Below are 25751 nucleotides of genomic sequence, written 5' to 3' on the forward strand. Positions count from 1 at the left end.
AGATGATATGATGAACGCTGAAATTATTGGAGTCGGCTCTGAGCTGCTGCTTGGACAAATTGCCAATACAAACGCTCAGTATTTATCGAAAAAATTAGCCGAACTTGGAATTAATGTTTACTATCATACGGTAGTAGGAGATAATGCACAGCGCTTAAAAGAAGTGATTGCTGCAGCTCAAACGCGTGCAGAGTTAATTATTTTCACAGGCGGGCTTGGTCCTACAAAAGATGACTTAACAAAAGAAACAATTGCGAGTGTGCTAGGAGTAGAGCTGACAACAAATGCAGAAGCACTTGAAAGCATTGAAGCCTATTTCAAACAGTCAAATCGTATCATGACACCTAACAATAAAAAACAGGCAATTGTGCTAGAAGGTTCGGCAGTGCTCCCTAACGATTACGGAATGGCTCCAGGTATGGGGCTTACGGTAGAGGGAAAACACTATATGTTATTCCCCGGGCCTCCAAAAGAGCTTTATCCAATGTATGAATCGTATGGTCAAGAATTTTTAGCTCAAAAGCTTGAATTAAAAGAAAGTATTGAATCACGCGTTCTTCGCTTTTTCGGAATAGGGGAATCACAGCTTGAGACGGAAATTGAAGATTTGCTTGATGCGCAAACCAACCCGACGATCGCGCCGCTAGCAGGAGATGGAGAAGTGACGCTTCGCTTAACTGCTAAGCACGCTGATGCTGCTGAAGCACAGCGCATGTTAGACGAAGTGGAAAAAACCATTTCAGAGCGCGTAGGCGAGTATTTATATGGATACGAAGCAACTTCTTTACATAATGAATTGGTAAAAGAATTAACGGCACAAGGATTAACGATTGCTTCAGCCGAAAGTTTAACCGGCGGTTTATTCAGCGAACGTTTAACATCTGTTTCAGGTGCTGGAGAAGCTGTAAAAGGCAGCCTGGTCGCCTATCATTATGAAATCAAGCAAAATATTCTCGGAGTGAGCGAACACACGCTGAATCAGTACGGAGCCGTTAGCGAGCAGTGCGCGGCTGAAATGGCTCAGCGTATTCAACAGTTATGCAAAACGGATATTGGCATCGGGTTTACAGGTGTAGCTGGACCCTCCAAACAAGAAGGACATCCTGTAGGAACAGTATATATAGGGGTAGCCTATAAAGATCAAGCTCCTCAAGTTTACAGCCTGCAGCTATCTGGAAGCCGCCAGGGGATTCGTTCACGAACGGTTAATTATGGCTGTCATTACGTATTAAAGATGATAAAGAAATAAAGAAAAAAGGCTGTTTGGTTTTTCCAAAACAGCCTTTTTTTTATAAAATAACAAACGAACATTTATTCGCTTTTTGCTTGTCAAACGACTCAAAAACTAGTATAGTAAGTTATAGAAAGTTGTTAATTCGACATTGCTACTACATCGTAGTAAGTTTGCAGTTTATAGATGATTTCAAAGAGATAGAGGAGGAAATTGAGTGAACGATCGTCAAGCAGCCCTTGATATGGCTTTAAAACAAATTGAAAAGCAATTTGGTAAAGGTTCAATTATGAAATTAGGTGAACAAACGGAAAAAAGAATTTCTACAATTCCAAGTGGTTCATTAGCGTTAGATATAGCCTTAGGTGTAGGTGGATATCCACGTGGACGTGTAGTTGAAGTATATGGTCCAGAAAGCTCAGGTAAAACAACAGTTGCTCTTCATGCGATTGCAGAAGTTCAACAGCAGGGCGGACAGGCTGCATTTATCGATGCGGAGCACGCGTTAGATCCTGTATATGCTCAAAAATTAGGTGTGAATATTGATGAGCTATTATTATCTCAGCCTGATACGGGAGAACAAGCTTTAGAAATCGCTGAAGCTTTAGTTCGAAGCGGTGCAGTAGATATTATCGTTGTTGACTCAGTAGCAGCATTAGTGCCAAAAGCGGAAATTGAAGGAGAAATGGGAGACTCTCACGTGGGTCTACAAGCTCGTTTAATGTCTCAAGCATTGCGTAAACTATCTGGAGCTATCAATAAGTCTAAAACAATCGCTATCTTTATTAACCAAATTCGTGAAAAAGTCGGCGTTATGTTTGGTAATCCTGAAACAACTCCTGGTGGACGTGCGCTTAAATTCTATTCTTCAGTGCGTCTAGAAGTGCGTCGTGCAGAGCAGTTAAAGCAAGGAAACGATATTGTAGGTAACAAAACAAGAATTAAAGTTGTGAAAAACAAAGTAGCTCCGCCTTTCCGTGCTGCTGAAGTAGATATTATGTACGGAGAAGGTATTTCAAAAGAGGGTGAAATTTTGGATATCGCTTCTGAACTAGATATTGTTCAAAAAAGTGGATCTTGGTATTCATATAATGACGAGCGTCTAGGTCAAGGTCGTGAAAATGCAAAACAATTCTTAAAAGAAAATACTGATATTCGTCAGGAAATTGCGGGACAAGTGCGTGAACATCATGGTTTAGACCAAGATGGAGAGCCAGCTCCTGAGGATGACGATCAAGGCGATTTAAATATTTAATTTGCTGCGAGATAAAAAAAGACTCCTCTATTTCAAAGAAGGGGTCTTTTTTTTGTAAAAATTGTTAATGCTAGAAAAGTAACATACGAAATTTCAATATATACTGTAGAGGCAGGCTTGACAATAAAAATGCACAGATTTACAATTAAGATGTATATTTTCCCTTTTTAAAACATTTTAGCGTTTAAAAGCCTTTGTGTGTATATTGAAAGGTGAATACGATGTACATGCCGACATGAAATTTAAAACTTACAAGTTTATAGCAAGGGGAGGTGAAATGATGGATACTAATACAATCATCTTCGCTTTGCTTGGCCTAATCGTCGGTGCAGTTGTTGGCTTTTTTGTTTGTAAATCGATTGCTGAAGCTAAAATTGCGGGAGCAAAGTCTAGTGCAGAACAAATTATTGATGAAGGAACCCGCGAGGCGGAAGCTTTGAAAAAAGAAGCTTTACTAGAAGCGAAGGATGAAATCCATCAGCTTCGTACAGAGGCAGAACAAGATATTCGTGATCGTCGAGCAGAACTTCAAAAACAAGAAAATCGATTAATGCAAAAAGAGGAAAATCTTGATCGTAAAGACGAATCACTTGATAAACGTGAAGCGTTACTTGAAAAGAAAGATGATTCTCTTACTGTTAAACAACAGCATATTGAAGAGATGGAAAGCAAAGTTGAAGAAGTAGTACGTGCACAGCAAACAGAGCTAGAGCGCATTTCAAGCTTAACAAGAGAAGATGCAAGAGCGATTATTTTAGATCGTGTTGAAAATGAACTTTCCCACGACATTGCAATAATGGTAAAAGAAACAGAAAACCGTGCAAAAGAAGACGCCGATAAAAAGGCGAAAGAAATTCTTTCACTTGCTATTCAGCGTTGCGCAGCAGATCATGTTGCTGAAACGACTGTCTCAGTTGTTAACTTGCCAAATGACGAAATGAAAGGCCGAATTATCGGTCGAGAAGGTCGAAACATCCGTACGCTTGAAACTTTGACAGGAATTGATCTTATTATTGATGATACGCCAGAAGCAGTTATTTTATCAGGATTTGACCCAATTCGTCGTGAGACAGCAAGAATTGCACTTGATAAACTCGTTCAAGATGGTCGTATCCATCCCGCGCGTATTGAAGAAATGGTTGAAAAATCTCGCCGTGAAGTGGACGAATATATTCGTGAAGTTGGTGAACAAACGACGTTTGAAGTCGGTGTTCACGGGTTGCACCCAGACTTGATGAAAATTCTTGGTCGCTTAAAATTCAGAACAAGCTATGGTCAAAATGTGCTGAAACATTCAATGGAAGTAGCGCATTTATCAGGACTTATGGCTGCTGAATTAGGTGAAGATGAAACGTTAGCCAAACGAGCAGGATTGTTACATGATATTGGTAAAGCAATTGATCATGAGGTAGAAGGAAGTCACGTAGAAATCGGTGTTGAATTAGCTACAAAGTATAAAGAACATCCGGTTGTTATTAACGCGATTGCTTCTCACCATGGAGATACAGAACCAACATCAATCATTGCTGTACTAGTTGCAGCAGCGGATGCATTATCTGCTGCAAGACCAGGTGCTCGTAGTGAGACATTAGAAAACTACATTCGTCGTCTTGAAAAGTTAGAAGAAATTTCAGAGTCTTATGAAGGCGTTGAAAAATCATTTGCGATTCAAGCAGGGCGTGAAGTTCGTATTATGGTGAAACCAGATACGATTGGTGATCTAGAAGCGCATCGACTTGCTCGAGATATCCGAAAACGAATTGAAGATGAGCTGGATTATCCTGGCCATATCAAAGTAACCGTTATTCGTGAAACAAGAGCAGTAGAGTATGCAAAATAAAAATGAAGTGGCGTTTCGCCACTTTATTTTTTTTCGTAGAGATGAAGATGCAGATTAAGAATGAAGTATAGGAGCTTTTACATGAGAATTTTATTTATTGGAGACGTAGTTGGTTCTCCAGGCCGTGAAATGGTTGAAGAATATTTACCAAGATTAAAAAGAAAATACTCTCCGGGACTTACAATTGTGAATGGAGAAAATGCAGCTTCAGGAAAAGGCATTACTGAAAAGATTTATCGTCAGTTCTTGCAAGCAGGGGCTAATATTATTACCCTTGGTAACCACGCGTGGGACAAACGTGAAATTTTTGATTTTATTGACGATGCAAAAAATCTTGTTCGTCCAGCTAATTTTCCTGAAGGTACACCCGGCAAGGGAATTACGTATTTTACGTACAATCAGCTTGAGGTAGCCGTGATTAATTTACAAGGGCGCACGTTTATGGCTCCGCTTGATTGTCCATTTCAAAAAGCGGATGAAATGATTGAAGAAGCACGTCAGCGCACTCCGCTCATTTTTATTGATTTTCATGCTGAAACAACAAGTGAAAAGCAAGCGATTAGCTGGTATGTGGACGGTCGTGTCAGCGCTGTTGTCGGCACTCATACGCATGTTCAAACAGCTGACAATCGTATATTGCCAAAAGGAACAGCCTACATCTCTGATGTAGGAATGACGGGACCATATGACGGCATTTTAGGGATGGAGCGCGAAGCTGTTATTAAGCGTTTTTTAACGTCTCTTCCTGTTCGATTTGAAGTGCCAAAAGAAGGAAGAACGCAGCTTAGTGGAATCGTTATCGATATTGATCAAAAGACGGGGAAAGCAACAAAAACAGAGCGAATTTTAATTAACGAAGACCATCCGTTTTTTGAATAAAGGGAAAAAGTCAATGTGTCGAAAGACGATACGTTGGCTTTTTTATTTTGTCAAAAACGTAAAAAGAAAAAAGAAAGGTGTAGAAATATAAGTTTTTGAATATTTAGGAAAAACAAGCAGGAATACGTTTGACATATCGTGAATATAGTAACATTGAAATCAATTAAGTCATTGGTCTAATGATCTCTCATCATACATTGTAAAGAATAAGGAGGAGCTAGATATGGAAATATTAAAAGTTTCAGCAAAGTCTAATCCAAATTCAGTTGCTGGTGCCTTAGCAGGCGTGCTGCGCGAACGCGGCGCAGCAGAAATTCAAGCCATTGGGGCCGGGGCGCTTAACCAAGCAGTAAAAGCTGTAGCAATCGCAAGAGGGTTCGTTGCACCAAGTGGGGTTGATTTAATCTGCATCCCAGCTTTTACAGATATTCAAATTGATGGAGAAGAGCGAACAGCCATTAAATTAATTGTAGAGCCGCGATAATTATAAAAACCACGGACCTGTAAAGCATAGAAGCCAAACAGGTCCTTTTTGTATAGAGTTAAAGGGGTGTGGGTTGTGATATTTGATGCTCATTGTGATGTATTGATGAAGCTCTGGTTAAATAAACGTTTATCTTTTACATATGATTCAGCGCTGCATGTGACGTTAGAAGGAATAAAAAAAGCAAATGGGAAAGTTCAGCTATTCGCTATTTATATTCCAGAAGCGGTTCCGGCAGCTCAGCGCTTTGATGTTGCGTTAGAAATGATACAGCTGTTTCAGAGTCATATTTTGTCGCTTCCCGGTGTGAAATGGGTTCGTTCAAAACGCGATATAGATAGCTTGAAAAAAGGTGAAATAGGAGCAATGCTGACGCTTGAAGGGTGCGATGCCATTGATACAAGTTTAGTTCGCTTAAAGACGCTTTTTTTACTGGGTGTACGTTCAGTAGGTTTGACATGGAATTATAGCAATGCCGTGTGTGACGGTATTTTAGAACCTCGAGGCGCAGGGTTATCTTCTTTTGGAAGAGATGTTGTTGAATTGAATAATGAACATAAAGTGTGGACGGATGTATCTCATTTATCGGTAAGAGGTTTTTGGGATGTGATTGAGCTAGCACAATATGTAGTGGCTACTCATTCCAATTCACACGTATTGTGTTCTCACCCGCGGAATTTAAGAGACGATCAAATTCATGCTTTAATAAAGCGAAACGGCGTGATTGGCATTACGTTTGTGCCTGAATTTTTAACGAGTTCTGCCAAAGCGCAAATAGAGGATGTGATCCGTCATCTTGATTACATGTGTGAAAGAGGAGGCGAATACTCCGTTGGTTTTGGCTCTGACTTTGACGGCATTGACAAAACGGTTCATCGTCTCGGAAGATATGAACAGTATACGAATTTAATCGAAGAACTCCTTAAGCATTACACTGAGGAGCAGGTAAAACGTTTTCTGTTTCAAAACTTTGCTGATCGTGTATGCAGCTAATAAAAAAAGAGCTTTTTCTTCTTGGAAAAGCTCTTTTTTATAGAAGTTATTTATATACTAATGCCTCATGTGAAGGCAGAAAAGATCATTAAAAAACTTCATCTTATTCATTAAATATAAATATAATTAAAACGATTGAGAATTCAATGGAAAGGGTTGCATTTTTCTGGCAATCGGAATAAAATTGAAAACGGATTATGGAGCTGTTCAAGCAGAAACGTATCCTGCACAGCGGCAAGGTGCTGTGGGAGTTTTGCAGATGATTTTGGTTGGTGAAATGCAGAAGCAAATGAAATCGTTTGCTAATTTACTTTTTTCAGTTTTTATCAATAAAATAGATTTCTATATTATGAGCAATTAAAGGAGTGGCGTTGATTTATGGTACAGCAACTTTCATGGAAAGTTGGCGGACAGCAGGGTGAGGGAATCGAAAGTACGGGAGAAATTTTTTCAACCGCTTTAAATCGATTAGGTTATTACTTATACGGCTATCGTCATTTTTCTTCTCGTATCAAAGGTGGACATACAAATAATAAGATTCGAGTGAGTACAACTCAAGTTCGATCTGTGTCAGATGATTTGGATATTTTAGTTGCGTTCGATCAGGAAACAATCGATGTAAACGTCCATGAGCTGCGCGTAGGAGGCGTTGTAATTGCAGATGCGAAATTCAACCCAAGTCTGCCCGAAACATGTACAACTGCTACGCTATATGCTGTTCCGTTTACGGAAATTGCAACGGAATTAGGAACGTCGCTAATGAAGAACATGGTTGCTGTAGGCGCTTCAAGTGCTGTGCTTCATATTGACACAGAAGTATTTGAAGAAGTAGTACTTGAAATCTTCGGTAAAAAGGGCCAAAAAGTTGTACAAAAAAACATGGAAGCTATTAAAAAAGGTGCAGATTACATTCGTGAACAGCTAGGCGAACAATTAGAAACAATGAAACTAGATCCAGCGGATGGTAAAAAACGTATGTTTATGATTGGAAACGATGCCATTGCGCTAGGTGCTTTAGCCGGTGGGGCTCGTTTTATGCCAGCATATCCAATTACCCCTGCTTCAGAAATCATGGAATACTTAATTAAAAAGCTTCCTCAATTCGGTGGAACCGTTATTCAAACAGAAGATGAAATCGCAGCATGTACGATGGCTATCGGAGCTAACTATGCAGGCGTACGCGCGCTGACAGCATCAGCTGGACCAGGTTTATCCTTAATGATGGAGTCGATTGGATTAGCGGGCATCACTGAGCAGCCTGTTGTGATTATCGATACGCAGCGCGGCGGTCCTAGTACAGGGCTTCCAACTAAGCAAGAACAGTCTGATTTAATGGCTATGATTTACGGTACGCACGGTGAAATTCCGAAGATCGTCATGGCGCCAAGTACGGTTGAAGAAGCATTCTACGATACGATTGAAGCGTTTAACTTAGCAGAAGAATATCAGTGTCCAGTTATTATGCTAACGGATTTACAGCTTTCACTTGGGAAGCAATCAGTAGAACCGCTTGACTATAACCGCGTTGAAATCCGCCGCGGTAAGCTTCACCAAGGAGAGCTAGAAGAGCTGGAAGAAAAACAGTACTACAAGCGCTACCGCGTAACAGAAGACGGTGTATCACCACGCGTCATTCCAGGAATGAAGCATGGAATTCATCACGTAACGGGAGTAGAACATGATGAGACAGGAAAGCCATCTGAATCTCCGGTGAACCGCGATGATCAAATGAATAAGCGTCTTCGTAAAACAAAAGGAATTCGTTTTAATACGCCAATTCATGTTCACTCTCATGAAAAAGAGTCTGATATTTTATTTGTTGGATTTAATTCGACGCGTGGAGTTATTGAAGAGGCAATGGAACGTTTGGAACAGGACGGTATAAAAGTAAATCACGCTCACATTCGTTTAATTCATCCTTTCCCAACTGACGAACTGCTTCCTTACGTGCAAGGAGCTAAAAAAGTAGTTGTCGTTGAAAACAATGCTACTGGACAGCTTGCTAATATTTTAAAAATGAATATTGCAAGTCATGATAAAATTCAAAGCGTATTGAAGTATGATGGAAATCCATTTCTTCCGCAAGAAGTATACGCAAAAAGTAAGGAGATGTTTGTGTTAAATGGCAACGTTTAAAGATTTTCGTAACAGTGTAAAACCTAACTGGTGTCCGGGGTGTGGAGATTTCTCCGTACAAGCAGCCATTCAACGCGCATCTGCTAACGTAGGTTTAGAACCTCATGAGCTTGCTGTTATTTCAGGTATTGGATGTTCTGGACGTATCTCTGGTTATATTAATTCATATGGTTTTCACGGTATTCACGGACGTGCGCTTCCAATCGCTCAAGGTGTAAAAATGGCTAATCGTGACTTAACCGTTATCGCATCTGGCGGCGATGGAGATGGGTTTGCTATCGGTATGGGACACACGGTACACGCGATTCGCCGAAACATCGATGTGACGTATATCGTAATGGATAACCAAATCTATGGTTTAACAAAAGGACAAACATCTCCTCGTAGTGAAGTAGGATTCAAGACAAAAAGTACGCCTCAAGGATCAATTGAGTCGTCTTTATCTGTCATGGAGCTTGCGTTAACTTCTGGAGCAACGTTTGTGGCTCAAAGCTTTTCAACGAATTTAAAAGAGTTAACAAGCTTGATTGAACAAGGCATCCAGCATAAAGGTTTTTCTTTAATTAACGTATTTAGCCCGTGCGTAACGTATAACAAAGTGAACACGTATGATTGGTTTAAAGAAAACCTAACTAGTCTTAGCACAATTGAAGGTTATGATGCAAACAATCGTATGCAAGCTATGCAGACGTTAATGGAGCATAACGGCTTAGTAACAGGACTTATTTATCAAAATGTGCATCAGCCGTCGTATCAGCAGCTTGTTCACGGTTATAGTGAAGAGCCGCTGTCAAAAGCAGACTTAGGTATGACTGAGGAAAAGTTTGATGAGCTAGTAGCTGAATTTATGTAAAAGAGGCTGCAATAAAAGCAGTTTAGTAGAGAGAAGATCCGAACGGTGAACTGAGATTCTTGATGGAGAATCCAACTCGTTCGGATTTTTTCATAGTGATAGCGAACGTAGGTTTCATGTAGGGAGTGGTTTCTAGCTGTTAATTGGAGAGCTAGGAGAAGGCTCCTGCGAGAAAAGCGAAATAGGTGAGAACCTGCGGGAGCGGAAGCGGAAGCGAAGTTTTGCACAGAAATCAACAGCGGTGTAATAAGCGAATTTCTATGAGCTCTTTTATCCCGTTTGTTCGTCTCTAAAATAGAATAATTTAGTTATGTATCAATCTCTTCTTATGATTTAAGAAATGTTTCGGAAGCCGAATGGAATTTTAACGAAACAGGTATAGAAAATAGGTATATGATTGTGTTCGCTACTTGAAAGTTATATACTATGTTAATGTGATGAGTTTTATGCATAAGCATAAGGCTGTCACATTTTTTTGCGATTTACAGGTGAAACGTGACAATTGTCATGGTGAAAGGAGATTTTTTTATGAACGAAAAACAACGTTTAGAAAGCAACCAAGTTAATCCAGCGGACAAAAAATCCGAAAAGGATTACAGCAAATATTTTCAAACAGTATACATGCCACCTTCTTTAAAAGATGCGAAAAAACGAGGAAAAGAAGAAGTTTCCTATCACAATGATTTTGCAATCGATGAACAGTTTCATGGAATGGGACAGGGACGTAAGTTTTATATCCGTACGTACGGCTGTCAAATGAATGAGCACGATACAGAAGTAATGGCTGGTATTTTTCTAGGCCTTGGCTACGAGCCAACTGACTCTGTTGAAGATGCTCATGTTATTTTATTGAATACGTGTGCGATCCGTGAAAATGCGGAGAATAAAGTGTTTGGTGAATTAGGACACTTGAAGGCCTTAAAGCGCGAGCGCCCTGAGCTATTAATCGGCGTCTGCGGGTGTATGTCTCAAGAAGAGTCAGTTGTAAATAAAATTTTACAAAAACATCAGCACGTGGATATGATTTTTGGTACACACAACATTCACCGTTTGCCTCACATTTTAAACGAAGCATACTTAGCAAAAGAAATGGTGATTGAAGTATGGTCTAAAGAAGGGGACGTTATTGAAAACCTTCCAAGAGCACGTAAAGGCAGCGTCAAAGCATGGGTTAACATCATGTACGGCTGTGACAAGTTCTGTACGTACTGTATCGTTCCGTATACGCGAGGAAAAGAACGAAGCCGCCGTCCAGAAGACATTATCCAAGAAGTACGTCACTTAGCTGCTCAAGGCTACAAAGAAATTACGCTTTTAGGTCAAAACGTTAATGCATACGGAAAAGATTTTGAAGACATAACGTACGGCCTAGGCGACTTAATGGACGAAATCCGTAAAATTGACGTTGCTCGTATCCGTTTTACAACAAGTCATCCTCGTGACTTTGATGACCGTTTAATTGAAGTTCTTGCTAAAGGCGGAAATCTTGTCGACCACATTCACTTGCCTGTTCAATCAGGAAGCAGCGATATCTTAAAAATTATGGCACGAAAATATTCTCGTGAACATTATTTAGAGCTTGTTCGTAAAATTAAAGAAGCCATTCCAACAGCATCCTTAACAACTGATATTATTGTTGGTTTCCCAAATGAAACGGATGAGCAGTTTGAAGAAACAATGTCGCTATATCGTGAGGTTGAATTCGATAGTGCTTATACATTTATTTATTCACCTCGTGAAGGTACGCCAGCTGCTAAGATGCAAGACAACGTACCAATGGAAGTGAAAAAAGAGCGTCTTCAGCGCTTAAATGCTCTTGTAAATGAAATTTCTGCAAAGAAATTGAAGGAATATGAAGGTAAAGTTGTCGAAGTATTAGTAGAAGGTGAAAGTAAAAATAATCCGGAAGTATTAGCAGGCTACACGGAAAAAAGTAAGCTTGTAAACTTCAAAGCACCTAAGTCAGTGATTGGGCAACTTGTAAAAGTAAAAGTTACAAAAGCCAAAACATGGACATTAAACGGGGAAATGCTAGAAGAAACAGCAGAGGTGAAGTAATATGGCGCAGTATAACAAGAGTGACGTAATTAAACGTGCTCAAGAGCTGGCAAAAATGATTGCTGAAACGGAAGAAGTAGATTTCTTCAAGCGTGCCGAAGCTCAGCTTAACGAAAATCAAAAAGTGCGTGAAACCATTGCAAGCATTAAAAGTTTGCAAAAACAAGCTGTTAATTTCCAACATTATGGTAAAACAGAAGCGTTAAAACAAGTGGAGGCAAAAATCGATCGTTTACAGGAAGAGTTGGATGAACTGCCGATTATTCAGCAGTTTCAAGAGTCTCAAATAAACGTGAATGATTTGCTTCAACTTGTTGCTAACACTATTTCAAACACAGTAACGGATGAAATTATTGTGTCAACAGATGGTGACTTACTGCGCGGTGAAACAGGTTCACAGGTGCGAAACAGCCCTGGATCTAGCTGCTCATAAAGAAAAAATGCCTCAGCAATTTGCTGAGGCATTTTTTTGTGCATTCCGTGGCATAAAAATTGGGCAGATTTTCTCTCTAATAATTGTCACGTTTTTCTATATCCTTGCATACAATGGAACATAGGTTTTTTATGCCTTAAACCTAGTTTCTTAAAAATAATGTGCAAACAAGTGAATGAGCCTGCATAGGATGAAATGAAGATAGTTTGAGGAGGGTATGCTCACATGTCACAACACTATAGAGAAATTATTACAAAAGCAGTCGTAGGTAAAGGTCGCAAGTTTACACAATCGTCTCATACGCTTGCACCGAAAAATCGACCAACAAGCATCTTAGGGTGCTGGGTGATTAACCATGAGTACAAAGCAAAGAAAAGCGGCAGCAATGTAGAAGTTGACGGCAGATATGATATTAATATTTGGTATTCGTACAATAATAATACAAAAACCGAAGTTTGGACGGAAACCGTATCATACAAAGATAATATTAAGCTGCGCTATAAAGATGAAGATTCGATTGGAGACGATTACGAAGTAATTGTTCGCGTGCTGCAGCAGCCAAATTGCCTAGAGTGCACAATTTCACCAAATGGCAATAAAACGATTGTTCAAGTAGAGAGAGAATTGTTGGCGGAAGTGATTGGTGAAACAAAGGTTTGTGTTGCAGTAAATCCGAAAGGCTGCGATGATGAAGACGAGTTTGATTTAGACGTAGATGACGATGAATTTGAAGATTTGGATCCTGATTTTATATTAGGGGACGATGAGTAACTAGGAAGAAGTTCTTCCTAGTTTTTTTATTTTTACTATTTTAAGAAAATTCTTATAAAAATAAAAAAATATATTGCTTTTTGTCGAATGCGCAGTGTATAGTAAATCTAAAGAAAATAATGCATTAATTTTCAGAAAATTTAGTTATATCAGATAAGTATTTTTGGGGGTTTACTATGAGCTTATTTCGTAAAAAATCAATTCAAAAGTTAATTAGTGAAACCAACTCTAAAGGTGTTAAATTAAAAAAGGATTTAGGCGCTTTCGATTTAACAATGTTAGGGATTGGAGCCATTATCGGAACCGGAATTTTTGTATTAACGGGCGTAGCCGCCGCTGAACATGCCGGTCCAGCTTTAGTTATATCTTTCATTATGTCAGGACTTGCGTGTGTGTTTGCAGCTCTTTGTTATGCAGAGTTTGCCTCAACAGTTCCCGTTTCAGGAAGTGCATACACTTACAGTTATGCAACATTTGGTGAATTAATCGCTTGGATTTTAGGGTGGGATCTTATCTTGGAATACGGTCTTGCTTCTTCTGCTGTAGCCAGCGGATGGTCCGGGTATTTCCAAGGATTATTAGCAGGGTTTGGCATACATTTTCCAAAAGCTTTAACAAGTGCATATAATCCTGCAAACGGCACTTATATTGATATTCCAGCAATTATGATCGTATTTTTAATCACATTACTTTTAACGCAAGGAGTAAAAAAATCTTCACGTTTTAATGCTATCATGGTTATTATTAAACTGGCTGTTGTACTTCTGTTTATCGGGGTAGGAGTTAGCTATGTTAAACCAGAAAACTGGACGCCGTTTATGCCGTTTGGTTTCTCGGGAGTAGCGACTGGAGCAGCAACTGTATTCTTCGCCTACATTGGGTTTGATGCTGTAGCAACAGCGGCCGAGGAAGTACGCAAGCCTCAGCGGGATATGCCAATCGGAATTATCGCATCTCTTGCGATTTGTACAGTCCTTTATATCGTCGTATCGCTTATCTTAACAGGAATCGTACCTTATACAGAATTAAATGTTAAAAACCCTGTAGCGTTTGCTTTAAGCTACATTAACCAAGACTGGGTAGCAGGATTTATTTCGTTAGGCGCAATTGTTGGTATTACAACGGTATTACTCGTTATGATGTATGGACAAACTCGTTTATTTTATGCGATCAGTCGAGATGGTCTATTGCCAAAGCCTTTTTCAAAAATCAGTGAGAAAAAACAAACGCCGGTAGTAAATACGTGGATTACATGTTTACTAGTATCCATCTTCTCTGGTTTAGTACCATTAGGAAGATTAGCTGAGTTAACAAACATCGGTACTCTTTTTGCTTTCATGACCGTATCAATTGGAATTTTATATTTACGTAAATCAAAACAAACTTCAGAATCGACTGGTTTCCGTGTACCGTTCGTGCCGGTGATTCCAATTTTAGCTTTTGTGTTCTGTTTATACTTAGCACTTCAGCTTCCAAAGTTAACATGGATTAGTTTCGTAATTTGGCTTGTATTAGGGCTAGTGGTTTACTTCTTATACGGACGTAAGCATAGTCATTTGAACAGCAGTAAATAATGAAAAGCTTCGGACAAGCTTCTTCCTTCGTCCGAAGCTTTTTTATTTGTTTTATGAAAAGAAATTGAAGATTGTTCTATTTGAATAAATTAAGTTTAAGAAAGACTTATGTTATAATACGTGTAGCAAAAACGCACAACTAGATGTGGTATGGAGGAATAGTATGGCAGCGTATACGCCAATGATACAGCAATATTTGAGAATTAAGGCAGAGTATCAAGATGCCTTTTTGTTTTTTAGATTAGGTGATTTTTATGAAATGTTCTTTGAAGATGCTACGACAGCTTCTCAAGAACTTGAAATAACATTAACAAGCCGAGACGGAGGAGGACAAGAGAGAATTCCGATGTGCGGGGTTCCGTATCACTCTGCTCCTACGTATATCGAGCGTTTAATTGAAAAGGGATTTAAAGTAGCTATTTGTGAGCAAGTAGAAGACCCTAAGCATGCAAAAGGTGTTGTAAAGCGGGAAGTGGTGCAGGTGATTTCACCCGGAACACTGATGAACGAACGCGGACTGCATGAAAAGGAAAATAACTATATTTGTTCTGTTACTGCGTTCGAGGATCAAACGTTTGGTCTTGCTCTTTCTGATTTGTCTACAGGAGAAAACAGCGTAACGCTTGTTAGTTCGTTTCACGATATAGTCTCAGAGATTTATGCAAAAGAAGCAAAAGAAGTCGTTGTAAGCCCTGAGTTTCCTGCTGACTTATTACAAACACTAAAAGAGCGCATGACGATTACCATTTCTTATGAGAATAGTACAGAGCAAGTAGAAGGACTAGATTATTTAGTAGAGTCGCTTCAGCAGCAAAAGCTTATCACAACGTTTGCGCGTATTCTTCAGTATTTAACTCGCACGCAGAAGCGTTCGCTTGAACACTTACAGCCCGTGCAGTTTTATCAAATCAATGAATATATGAAAATTGATTTGTTCTCTAAGCGAAACTTAGAGTTAACCGAAACGATTCGTTCAAAAGGAAAGAAAGGCTCGCTTCTATGGTTATTAGACCAGACCGTTACGGCAATGGGCGGCCGTTTATTAAAAAATTGGATTGACCGTCCGCTTTTAAAACAAGCGGATATTGATAATCGTTTGAATATGGTAGATGTCTTAATGAAACAGTTTTTTGAACGAGAAGAACTGCGTGAGTTGCTAAAAGACGTATATGATTTAGAACGCTTAGCTGGTCGAGTCGCTTTTGGTAATGTAAATGCTCGTGATTTAATTCAATTAAAAAAATCATTGCAAAATGTACCTCATATTCAAGAGGTTGTGAATCGTTTGAATCATCCTTATGCGACAAAGCTTGTTGAAGACATTGATCCTTGTGAGCGATTAGCTAATCTTCTTGAAAGAGGATTAAAAGAGCACCCTCCTTTGTCAATTAAAGAAGGAGACATTATTAATGACGGCTATCATGAACAGCTTGACCAATACCGAGATGCAAGCCGAAACGGAAAAACGTGGATTGCGTCACTTGAACAGCAAGAGCGTGAGAAAACAGGGATTCGCTCACTGAAAATTGGTTATAATCGCGTATTCGGCTATTATATAGAAGTAACGCGGGCAAATCTGCATCTTTTGCCTGAAGGAATGTATGAACGAAAACAGACGTTAACCAATGCAGAACGTTTTATTACGCCTGAACTGAAAGAAAAAGAAGCGCTGATTTTAGAAGCGGAAGAGAAAATTGTAGAGCTGGAATATGAATTGTTTTTACAAATCCGTGAGGAAGTAAAAGCATATATCCCAAGGCTGCAAGAACTCGCTAAAAAAGTAAGTGAGCTTGATGTACTGCAGTGCTTTGCAAAAATCAGTGAAGAACGTCATTACACGAAGCCTATTTTTTCAAGTGAAGATATTTCGATTCAAAATGGACGCCATCCAGTGGTAGAAAAAGTAATGAATTCGCAGGAATATGTGCCAAACGACTGTCAAATGACGGATGATAGTTCAATTTTGCTGATTACAGGACCCAATATGTCTGGTAAAAGTACGTACATGCGCCAGGTCGCTTTAACGGCGATATTAGCTCAAATTGGCTGTTTTGTGCCAGCAGACGAAGCGGTTCTGCCGATTTTTGATCAAGTATTTACACGTATCGGAGCAGCCGATGACTTAATTTCAGGTCAAAGTACATTTATGGTCGAGATGCTAGAAACGAAAAATGCAGTGACAAATGCCACTCAGTCGAGTCTAATTCTATTAGATGAAATTGGACGCGGCACGTCTACGTACGACGGAATGGCTCTTGCTCAAGCAATTATTGAATACGTTCATGAACATATTGGCTGTAAGACCCTATTTTCTACTCATTATCATGAATTAACCGTACTCGATGAGTCGCTTCCTGCGCTTAAAAATGTTCATGTAAGCGCGGTTGAAAAAAATGGGAAAGTCGTCTTTTTACACAAAATCAAAGATGGTGCTGCAGATAAAAGTTATGGTATTCACGTAGCGGAACTAGCAGAACTTCCAGATCCGCTTCTAGAGCGAGCTCGCGTCATCTTACACGACTTAGAACAATCTTCTGAGCGTGAACCTGTACGTCAGGCTCCAAAAAGAGAAGAGATGACACAACAAGTTCCACAAGAAGGTGCTTCTTTGGTTCAAGAAGAACGTGCAGATAATAAAAAAGCAGATGAAGCCAATCAGCTTTCGTTCTTTGAAATAGAAGAGAAAAAAGAAAAGCCTGCGCTTTCGAAACGGGAAAAAGCAATTATAGATCGTTTAAAAGAGCTGGATATTTTAGAAATGACGCCTTTAGACGCAATGAATGCGATGTATGAACTGCAAAAATCATTAAAGAAGAAATAGATTGAGAGGAGTGAGTCTGTGGGTAAAATTGTGCAGCTTTCAGACGAACTTTCAAATAAAATTGCTGCCGGAGAGGTTGTTGAACGACCTGCTTCGGTGGTGAAAGAACTAGTCGAAAATGCTATTGATGCAAACAGTACAGTTATTGAAATTGAGCTAGAAGAAGCTGGGCTTTCAAAAATTCGTATATTGGATAATGGAGACGGCATTGCTTCTGAAGACTGCTTGACCGCTTTTAAAAGACATGCGACAAGTAAAATCAAAACAGAACAAGATTTATTTCGAATTCGAACGTTAGGATTTCGCGGTGAAGCTTTGCCAAGTATTGCTTCAGTTTCAATGCTTGAACTCAAAACGAGTACGGGAGAAGAAGCCGGCACTCATCTTAAACTTAGAGGCGGAGAAATCGTTCATCACGAATTAACGTCAAGCCGAAAAGGCACCGAACTTGTTATTGAAAACTTATTTTTCAACACACCTGCACGTTTGAAATATATGAAGACGGTAAACACGGAGCTTGGTAACGTAACGGATGTCGTCAATCGCCTTGCTATGTCTCATCCTGAAGTTTCAATTCGGCTGATGCATCAAGGAAGACAGCTTCTGTATACGAACGGAAGCGGAGATGTGCGCCAAGTGCTTGCCGCTATTTATGGAATGGCAGTAGCCAAAAAAATGATTCCGATTAACGTTCAGTCACTTGATTATGAAGTGAATGGTTACGTCGCTCTTCCTGAAATTACAAGAGCTTCTCGTAACTATATGTCCACCATTATTAACGGTCGGTTTGTTAAAAACTACGGGCTGTTAAAAGCGGTACAGCAGGGCTATCATACCCTTTTACCTATCGGCCGTTTTCCAATCGTGTTTTTAACCATTACAATGGACCCTTTGTTAGTGGACGTGAATGTTCATCCAGCGAAACTAGAAGTGCGCTTAAGTAAAGAAGCGGAGCTGTTTGAGCTTATTGAACAAGGAGTAAAAGCTGCTTTTAAAAAGCAGCAGTTAATTCCGGATGCTGTAGTACCAACTAAGTCAAAATCTGCTGTTCAGCCAACTGAGCAGCAGACCTTTACATTTGATCATCAGTCTAAAACGTCTGGCTATCAGCCCTCTAATACGGTTCGCGAGCCTAGTTTTAAGGAGGCTCCGGCTCGTGTAGACGAGATTATGCCGCCTGTTAAAACAGAGGTCATACGTCAAGATGAAGAACTCCAACCAACGTTTCGAGAAATAGAACACTATGAAGAATCGGTGGAAGAAAACGCTCCTATTCCAGAACCGAACCATTCAGCCGAAGATCAGCCAGAACCGCGTGTTCCTGCGATGTACCCAATTGGTCAAATGCACGGAACGTATATTTTGGCACAAAATGAAAAAGGATTATTTATTATTGATCAGCACGCGGCGCAGGAGAGAATTAAGTACGAATATTTTAAGCGAAAGCTCGGAGAAGTAGATTCAGAAGTTCAAGAACTGCTTATGCCGCTTACGCTAGAGTTCTCGGGAAATGAAGCTTTGATTTTAGAAGAATACAAAGACATGCTTGCTGAAGTAGGAGTCTTCTTAGAACCGTTTGGACAAAACTCCTATATAGTTCGTTCGCATCCGCAGTGGTTTCCAAAAGGAGAGGAACAGGAAACCATTGAAGAAATGATTCAGCAAATCTTTACCATGAAACGAGTCAATATCGAAAAGTTACGAGAAGAAGCGGCTATTATGATGAGCTGTAAAGGATCGATTAAAGCGAATCATCATTTGCGAAACGATGAGATTTTTGCTTTACTTGAAACGTTGAGAAAAACTACGGATCCATTTACGTGTCCGCACGGACGACCAATTATTATTCATCATTCGACGTATGAAATGGAAAAAATGTTTAAGCGAGTGATGTAGGCAATGCGGCTAGCTGCAGCTAGCCGTTTTGTTGAATAAATCATCACCATTTGGATAAAATGGAATGATGTGAATGCCTATAGATGAAAGTAGTGTTGTTATGACGGGAGAGAAACTAAAACTTATTGTCATTATTGGACCAACTGCGGTTGGTAAAACAAAATTAAGCATTGAACTTGCCAAACAGTTAGACGGAGAAATTATTTCAGGTGATTCGATGCAAATTTATAAAGGGATGGATATCGGAACAGCAAAGGTGTCAGAAGAAGAGATGCAGGGGGTTCCCCATTACCTGATCGATATTAAGGAGCCGGATGAATCGTTTTCTGTGGCAGAATTTCAAGAGATTGTAAGAAAACAAATCGATGATATTCATGCTAGAGGAAAAATGCCGATGATTGTTGGAGGGACGGGTCTTTATATTCAATCCGTTATTTATGATTATCAGTTCACAGAAACTCCTAGTGATGAAAAAGTTCGTGAACGAATGGAAGTATTTATTGAAGCTCATGGCATCGATCCCCTGCATGAAAAGCTCAAAGAAATTGACCCAGACAGTGCGGCTGCTATTCATAAAAATAACCATCGCCGTGTAATTCGAGCGCTTGAAGTTTATGAAGTAACCGGCAAAAAATTCAGTGACTATACAAAAGAACAGTCGCAAGAGTTATTATACGATGTAACCATTATTGGACTTACAATGGATAGAGACGTATTATATGAGAGAATTAATCACCGAGTCGATATGATGATGCAGGCTGGACTGCTTGAGGAAGTCAAATCATTGTACGAAAGTGGTCTGCATGATGTACAATCAATTCAAGCTATCGGCTACAAAGAGCTTTATGCTTATTTTGAGGGACGCTGTACGCTCGAAGAAGCCGTTGAACAGTTGAAACAAAATTCACGCAGATATGCAAAGCGTCAGTTAACTTGGTTTCGAAATAAAATGCCTGTAAAATGGATAGAGATGGAAGTTGACAAATTTCCCGAAAAGTTTGCTGAAATTTTTACATATATTGCAGGAAAGCTGAAGAAAGAAGCGAATTAAGTAAACAGATAGAGAAACGAGGAGGCCGAATAATGAAACAATCAGTTAATATTCAAGATCAATTTTTAAATCAATTACGTAAAGAAAATATCTATGTGACAGTATTTCTTTTAAATGGTTTTCAATTAAGAGGACTAATTAAAGGATTTGATAATTTTACTGTGTTAATTGAATCTGAAGGAAAACAGCAGCTGATTTATAAACATGCGATTTCAACATTTGTACCAAATAAAAATATTACAGTAGAACTTGAATAGAGATTAAAGAGAAGCATCCGCATATTCGGATGCTTTTTTTATGTAAATAAAGGCTTAGAAAAGTTTCTTAACATTGTTTTTACTCATTGAACATAAACCTTATAATAGACGATTATTTCTTCGGTAATAAGGGATCATTGTCTTCGTATCGTTCATCGCATGCAGCTATGCGATACAGAGAAGTGGGATGAAACGAGAGGTGAACATGGTGGAACAGCCGATAACTCTTAAAAATAATGGGCAAATTAATATCATTTTAAATAATGAAACAAAAAAGGAAAAATCGTATACGACATCAATTCCGCGTCCTGCCAAAAAAGCTGTCATAAATCATGAGCCGCTTCGGGAAATTGAACGAGAAATGAGCGGACTGGTTGGAATGGAAGAATTGAAAAAAATGATAAAAGAAATATATGCGTGGTTATATATTAACAAAAAAAGAGAGGAACAGGGCTTAAAAGCGGGAAAGCAGGCGCTGCATATGATGTTTAAAGGAAATCCAGGAACAGGGAAAACGACGGTAGCCCGCCTGCTAGGTAAATTATTTTTGAATATGAACATCTTGTCTAAAGGACATTTAATTGAAGCAGAGCGGGCAGATTTAGTTGGAGAATACATTGGTCATACCGCTCAGAAAACGAGAGATCTTGTAAAAAAAGCGCTTGGAGGTATTTTATTTATTGATGAGGCTTATTCTCTTGCAAGAGGAGGAGAAAAAGATTTTGGAAAAGAAGCGATTGATACATTGGTTAAACATATGGAAGATTCAAATGATAAGTTTGTATTGATTTTAGCTGGTTATCCAAGAGAAATGGAAAATTTCTTAAGTCTTAATCCAGGGCTGCGCTCTAGGTTTCCGTTTATTTTTGATTTTCCGGATTATGATGTCAATGAACTGATGGACATTGCCGGTCACATGATGAATGACAGGCAGTATCAGTTTAGTACAGAGGCCTATAAAAAGCTAAAAGATCATTTTATGGACGTGAAGTACAATCAGACGCCTAGGGATTTTAGTAACGGTAGATATGTGCGAAACATTATCGAACGTTCCATACGTACTCAATCCATGAGGCTTTTAGAAGAAGAAAGCTTTGAGCGCAACGAGCTTCTAACTTTAACGTCAAGCGATATTCAGCTGTAAAAAAAGCCTTTCGTTACGAAAGGCTTTTTTTCTACATATTTGGTTGTCGAATCGTTTTGATCGGCAGGCGCCATTTGTAAATATATGAACACATCCGAAGACCTACAAGTAAGATAAATAACGTATAAAGTTCTACAGGCGTATTTGTAATATGCAGCCCTACGCTAAATCCTGCGATAATCGCCCATACCGCATAAATTTCATCTTTAAGAACAGTAGGCTTTCGGCGTGCTAATAAATCTCGGATAATTCCCCCGCCGCTTCCTGTTAAGACCGCAGCTACAATAACCGCGCTAAGCGGATGGTTCATATGAGTGGCATAAAGCGCTCCTTGAATCGCGAATGCTGCAAGGCCAATGGCGTCCGAAAAGTTTCCCCATCGCTTCCAATGTTTTAAGATATTGTTTGGAAATAAAAAAGTGGCAGTGATAGATAATAAAGCAATCTGAAAAAAGAGTCCTTGTTCCCAAAGGGCAGACACCGGTACACCAATAAGCAGGTTTCGAATGGCTCCTCCGCCAAAAGCCGTTACGATTCCCAGTATGTAAACGCCTAAAATATCATACTCCTCTTCCATGGCAATGAAAGCTCCGCTGATTGCAAAGGCAATCGTTCCAATAATGCTAAGTACGTCCCAAGTCATGATGCTATCCCCTTTATTCTGTTTTCACCAAGTAGCGACTATTATTTTAAAATCAGGCAGCCTGATTCAAATTTCGATAAGTAAACCAATTCAAATTGTATACAGAATTTCGTGATATTTCAATGTTTTTTTAATCATCGTTTTATAGATTTTAAAAAGGGTGTTAAACTAGTAAAAGACAATGTATTCTGTCTCTTTTGCAAAGATGGAGAAATGGACATTTTTTTGATATGATATGAATGATTTGTCAATTTAATAGTAAGGGAAGGGAAAATCTTTGACAGCAGAAATGAATACTGAACTTGAACGCGTAATTTTAGTCGGATGTCAGCTTCATGACGATGACGAACGTTTTGAATATTCAATGGATGAGCTAGCATCTTTAACTGAGACTGCAAAAGGCGAAGTGCTGGTAAGGTTAACGCAAAAGCGCGATCGCATTCATCCAGCTACTTATATTGGAAAAGGGAAAGTAGAAGAACTTGTGGCTCTTGAAGAAGAGTTAGAGCCTGATTTAATTGTATTTAATGATGAATTGTCACCGAGTCAAATCCGCAATTTGTCAGCAGGGTTATCTGCGCGTGTTATTGACCGTACGCAGCTGATTTTGGATATCTTCGCACAGCGTGCTCAAACGCGAGAAGGAAAAATGCAGGTGGAACTGGCTCAATTAAATTATCTGCTGCCTAGGTTAGTAGGACAAGGTACCGCTTTGTCACGTCTTGGAGGCGGAATTGGAACAAGAGGTCCTGGTGAAACGAAACTTGAAAGTGACCGCAGACATATTCGCCGTAAAATTGATGAAATTAAGCGTCAGTTAAAGACAGTGGTAAGTCACCGCGAACGTTATCGAGAAAGACGTAAGCGTAACCATGTCTATCAAATTGCAATTGTGGGCTATACGAACGCTGGTAAATCGACGATCTTTAACCGCTTAACAGAGGCGGGTATTTTTGAAGAAAATCAGCTGTTTGCAACTCTTGATCCAACGACAAGACAGTATACGCTTCCGTCAGGACTAACGGCTCTTTTAACGGATACGGTTGGATTTATTCAAGATCTTCCAACAACGTTAGTAGCCGCGTTCCGTTCAACACTTGAAGAAGTAACCGAAGCTGACCTTGTTCTGCACGTGGTAGATTCTTCTAATCCAGATTACAACAACCACGAAAAAACAGTGCATCGCTTACTAGAAGAGCTGAACGTAACGGACATTCCGATGCTGACAGTTTACAATAAAGAAGATATGCAGCATGAACTATTTGTCCCATCCGCTTCCACATCTTTATCAATGAGCGCTTTTAAAGCTACTGATTTAGTGAAGCTTGGAGAAAGAATTCAAGAAGAAATGAAAAAAGAAATGGCGTTTTTTCATGTGCTGCTGCCGGCTTATGAAGGAAAAATGCTCGCTGAACTCAAAACGGTCTCTATTCTTGAGTCGTTAAAATTTAATGAAGAAACTGAGAAGTATCAGTGCAAAGGGTATATTGCAAAAGAGCATCCCCTTTACAAAAAGCTACAAACGCTTGAAGAAAGTTGAGGAACAAAGAAATGATGTTTGATCAGTTAAAAAACGGGGCACACATTCGGGAACTTGCTGCAAAAGTAGAAAAACAAATTAAGCCTGTACATGAGAAAATTGACGAGCGCATTGAAGCAAATCAATTTCGGGTGCTGCAAAGCTTTCAGCAAAATCGAGTGAGTGATTCACATTTTAATCCGACAACGGGGTATGGATATGACGATCTAGGCCGCGATACGTTGGAGAAAGTATACGCGGACGTTTTTGGAACAGAAGCTTGCCTGGTGCGTCCGCAAATTATTTCAGGTACGCACGCAATTGGTATATCGCTGTTTGGTGTACTGCGTCCTGGAGATGAACTATTATATATAACTGGAAAGCCTTATGACACCCTTGAAGAAATTGTTGGTATACGAGGAAGCGGCGTAGGCTCTTTAAAAGAATATAATATTAGCTATAAATCAGTAGATTTAACAGCGCAAGGTCAAGTGGATTTTGAAGAAGTGAAAGCGTCTATTCATGAGCACACAAAGATGATAGGCATTCAGCGCTCAAAAGGTTACGGCATTCGCCCTTCTTTTACAGTCGCGCAAATAAAAGAAATGATTTCTTTTGTAAAGAGTATTAAGCCTGACGTTATAGTATTTGTCGATAACTGCTATGGTGAATTTGTAGAAACAATCGAGCCAACGCATGTAGGAGCAGATTTGATGGCGGGGTCGCTCATTAAGAACCCTGGTGGAGGTCTTGCTAAAATCGGCGGCTATATTGCAGGACGAAAAGACCTAGTGGAAGCTTGTTCATACCGAATGACAACTCCTGGAATCGGTGCAGAAGCTGGAGCGACGCTGTATAGCTTGCAAGAAATGTATCAAGGTTTCTTTTTGGCTCCGCACGTAGTCGGTCAAGCATTAAAAGGAGCGGTTTTCTCATCCGCTATGTTCGAAGAGCTAGGGATGCAAAGTGAACCGAAGTGGAACAGTGAACGAACGGATTTAATTCAATCCGTGCAGTTCGATGACCGCGATAAAATGGTTTCTTTTTGTCAGGCTATTCAATTTGCTTCGCCAATTAATTCACACGTAACGGCCTATCCTGCTTATATGCCAGGGTACGAAGATGATGTGATTATGGCAGCTGGAACGTTTATACAAGGAGCAAGCCTTGAGCTGACGGCAGATGGACCTATCAGGCCTCCTTATGTTGCTTACGTGCAGGGCGGGTTAACATATGCTCACGTAAAAGTAGCAATATGCATGGCAGTAGATCAAATGCTGACGAAAGAACTTTTATAAAATCTAAGATAGAAAGACTATTTTCTCCCCGCTAAGAAAGAAAAGATAGGCTTATAAAAATAAACGAAGCGCTATTTATTTGTATAGAAGAAATGTTCAGAAAAATTTATGTTAGAATTACTAACATTCGGTTGACAGGTGAACTAACATAGCATACAATGTAAATAGTTAATCCAAAGGAGGAACTGAAATGAGTGACAACATTCGAAGAAATACGCCACTTTTCCCAATTGGAATTGTGATGCAGTTAACTGAGTTGTCGGCTCGCCAAATTCGCTACTATGAAGAACATGAATTAGTTGCACCAGTAAGAACAGAGGGAAATCGACGATTATTCTCATTTAACGATGTTGATAAGCTGCTTGAAATCCGTGATCTTATTGAACAAGGTGTGAACTTAGCAGGTGTAAAACAGCTGTTTCATCTTCAAAAGGAGCAAAAAGGGCATAAGCAAGAAGAAAAAGTTGTGGCAGCAACAGCAAAGCCAGAATTAACGGACGATGAATTGCGAAAAATGCTTCGTGCAGAACTTATGCAAGCAGGCCGTTTTAATCGAGCAACTTTAAATCAAGGAGATATGTCCAGGTTCTTTCATTAATAAAGTTATCAATATTT

Annotated in this window: 22 protein-coding genes; 21 read left to right on the forward strand and 1 reads right to left on the reverse strand. The window is 39.5% G+C overall.

Annotated features, from left to right (window positions below; translation table 11 throughout):
- Positions 1-7: 7 nt before the first annotated feature.
- The 18 genes from AC0C45_RS04020 (at position 8) to spoVK (ending at position 21676) form a co-directional block, all read left to right on the forward strand.
- On the forward strand, positions 8-1249 hold the full coding sequence (locus tag AC0C45_RS04020; RefSeq protein ID WP_047930763.1) for a competence/damage-inducible protein A: 1242 nt from the start codon (positions 8-10) through the stop codon (positions 1247-1249).
- A 199-nt stretch (positions 1250-1448) separates the two neighbouring features.
- Entirely contained in the window at positions 1449-2486 is a 1038-nt protein-coding gene (recA, locus tag AC0C45_RS04025; protein WP_013058804.1) for a recombinase RecA, read from the forward strand.
- A 280-nt stretch (positions 2487-2766) separates the two neighbouring features.
- A complete protein-coding gene (gene rny / locus AC0C45_RS04030; RefSeq protein WP_013058803.1) occupies positions 2767-4326 on the forward strand; it encodes a ribonuclease Y in 1560 nt (519 codons plus the stop codon).
- A gap of 81 nt (positions 4327-4407) precedes the next feature.
- Complete coding sequence (locus AC0C45_RS04035; RefSeq protein WP_028410858.1) at positions 4408-5205, forward strand: TIGR00282 family metallophosphoesterase; 798 nt, start codon at positions 4408-4410, stop codon at positions 5203-5205.
- 223 nt (positions 5206-5428) lie between these two features.
- The gene (gene spoVS, locus AC0C45_RS04040; protein ID WP_003181955.1) at positions 5429-5689 is read left to right on the forward strand and encodes a stage V sporulation protein SpoVS; all 261 of its coding nucleotides are present in this window, start codon (positions 5429-5431) and stop codon (positions 5687-5689) included.
- 75 nt (positions 5690-5764) lie between these two features.
- Positions 5765-6682 carry a dipeptidase gene (locus AC0C45_RS04045; protein ID WP_472927910.1) on the forward strand — a complete coding sequence of 306 codons (918 nt, stop codon included), beginning with the start codon at positions 5765-5767 and terminating at the stop codon, positions 6680-6682.
- A 184-nt stretch (positions 6683-6866) separates the two neighbouring features.
- A complete protein-coding gene (locus AC0C45_RS04050; RefSeq protein WP_160309919.1) occupies positions 6867-7043 on the forward strand; it encodes a hypothetical protein in 177 nt (58 codons plus the stop codon).
- Positions 7044-7060: 17 nt separating this feature from the next.
- Complete coding sequence (locus tag AC0C45_RS04055) at positions 7061-8818, forward strand: 2-oxoacid:acceptor oxidoreductase subunit alpha (RefSeq protein ID WP_047930762.1); 1758 nt, start codon at positions 7061-7063, stop codon at positions 8816-8818.
- Positions 8805-9671, forward strand: coding sequence for a 2-oxoacid:ferredoxin oxidoreductase subunit beta (locus AC0C45_RS04060; RefSeq protein ID WP_047930761.1), 867 nt, complete (start codon positions 8805-8807; stop codon positions 9669-9671). The genes AC0C45_RS04055 and AC0C45_RS04060 overlap by 14 nt, the downstream gene beginning before the upstream one ends.
- A gap of 528 nt (positions 9672-10199) precedes the next feature.
- Positions 10200-11729: a tRNA (N6-isopentenyl adenosine(37)-C2)-methylthiotransferase MiaB gene (gene miaB / locus AC0C45_RS04065; protein ID WP_026106682.1), complete on the forward strand. Its 1530-nt coding sequence runs from the start codon at positions 10200-10202 to the stop codon at positions 11727-11729.
- Position 11730: 1 nt separating this feature from the next.
- The gene (locus AC0C45_RS04070; RefSeq protein WP_013058797.1) at positions 11731-12162 is read left to right on the forward strand and encodes a YlbF/YmcA family competence regulator; all 432 of its coding nucleotides are present in this window, start codon (positions 11731-11733) and stop codon (positions 12160-12162) included.
- A gap of 225 nt (positions 12163-12387) precedes the next feature.
- Complete coding sequence (locus AC0C45_RS04075) at positions 12388-12933, forward strand: outer spore coat protein CotE (protein WP_013058796.1); 546 nt, start codon at positions 12388-12390, stop codon at positions 12931-12933.
- A 176-nt stretch (positions 12934-13109) separates the two neighbouring features.
- Positions 13110-14507, forward strand: a complete 1398-nt coding sequence (locus AC0C45_RS04080) for an amino acid permease (RefSeq protein WP_472927911.1) — start codon at positions 13110-13112, stop codon at positions 14505-14507.
- 163 nt (positions 14508-14670) lie between these two features.
- A complete protein-coding gene (mutS, locus tag AC0C45_RS04085) occupies positions 14671-17328 on the forward strand; it encodes a DNA mismatch repair protein MutS (protein ID WP_237892889.1) in 2658 nt (885 codons plus the stop codon).
- An 18-nt stretch (positions 17329-17346) separates the two neighbouring features.
- Positions 17347-19224, forward strand: a complete 1878-nt coding sequence (gene mutL, locus AC0C45_RS04090) for a DNA mismatch repair endonuclease MutL (protein WP_016765355.1) — start codon at positions 17347-17349, stop codon at positions 19222-19224.
- A 100-nt stretch (positions 19225-19324) separates the two neighbouring features.
- Entirely contained in the window at positions 19325-20275 is a 951-nt protein-coding gene (miaA, locus tag AC0C45_RS04095) for a tRNA (adenosine(37)-N6)-dimethylallyltransferase MiaA (RefSeq protein WP_237894161.1), read from the forward strand.
- Between the two features lie 32 nt (positions 20276-20307).
- Positions 20308-20532 carry an RNA chaperone Hfq gene (gene hfq, locus AC0C45_RS04100; RefSeq protein WP_013058791.1) on the forward strand — a complete coding sequence of 75 codons (225 nt, stop codon included), beginning with the start codon at positions 20308-20310 and terminating at the stop codon, positions 20530-20532.
- 205 nt (positions 20533-20737) lie between these two features.
- A complete protein-coding gene (spoVK, locus tag AC0C45_RS04105; RefSeq protein ID WP_223546698.1) occupies positions 20738-21676 on the forward strand; it encodes a stage V sporulation protein K in 939 nt (312 codons plus the stop codon).
- A 31-nt stretch (positions 21677-21707) separates the two neighbouring features.
- On the opposite strand, the gene AC0C45_RS04110 is transcribed toward spoVK, so the two are convergent.
- Positions 21708-22319 (reverse strand): trimeric intracellular cation channel family protein, encoded by a 612-nt coding sequence (locus tag AC0C45_RS04110; protein WP_013058789.1) that lies wholly within the window; start codon positions 22317-22319, stop codon positions 21708-21710.
- A 277-nt stretch (positions 22320-22596) separates the two neighbouring features.
- Here AC0C45_RS04110 and hflX point away from each other — a divergent pair, with 277 nt between their 5' ends.
- The 3 genes from hflX to AC0C45_RS04125 all read left to right on the forward strand — a co-directional run bounded on the left by hflX (position 22597) and on the right by AC0C45_RS04125 (position 25734).
- On the forward strand, positions 22597-23859 hold the full coding sequence (gene hflX, locus AC0C45_RS04115) for a GTPase HflX (RefSeq protein WP_016765352.1): 1263 nt from the start codon (positions 22597-22599) through the stop codon (positions 23857-23859).
- Positions 23860-23873: 14 nt separating this feature from the next.
- Positions 23874-25136: a methionine gamma-lyase family protein gene (locus AC0C45_RS04120; RefSeq protein WP_034649286.1), complete on the forward strand. Its 1263-nt coding sequence runs from the start codon at positions 23874-23876 to the stop codon at positions 25134-25136.
- A gap of 190 nt (positions 25137-25326) precedes the next feature.
- Entirely contained in the window at positions 25327-25734 is a 408-nt protein-coding gene (locus AC0C45_RS04125) for a MerR family transcriptional regulator (RefSeq protein WP_013058786.1), read from the forward strand.
- Positions 25735-25751: the final 17 nt, after the last annotated feature.

Source organism: Priestia sp. VA7 (assembly GCF_055710015.1).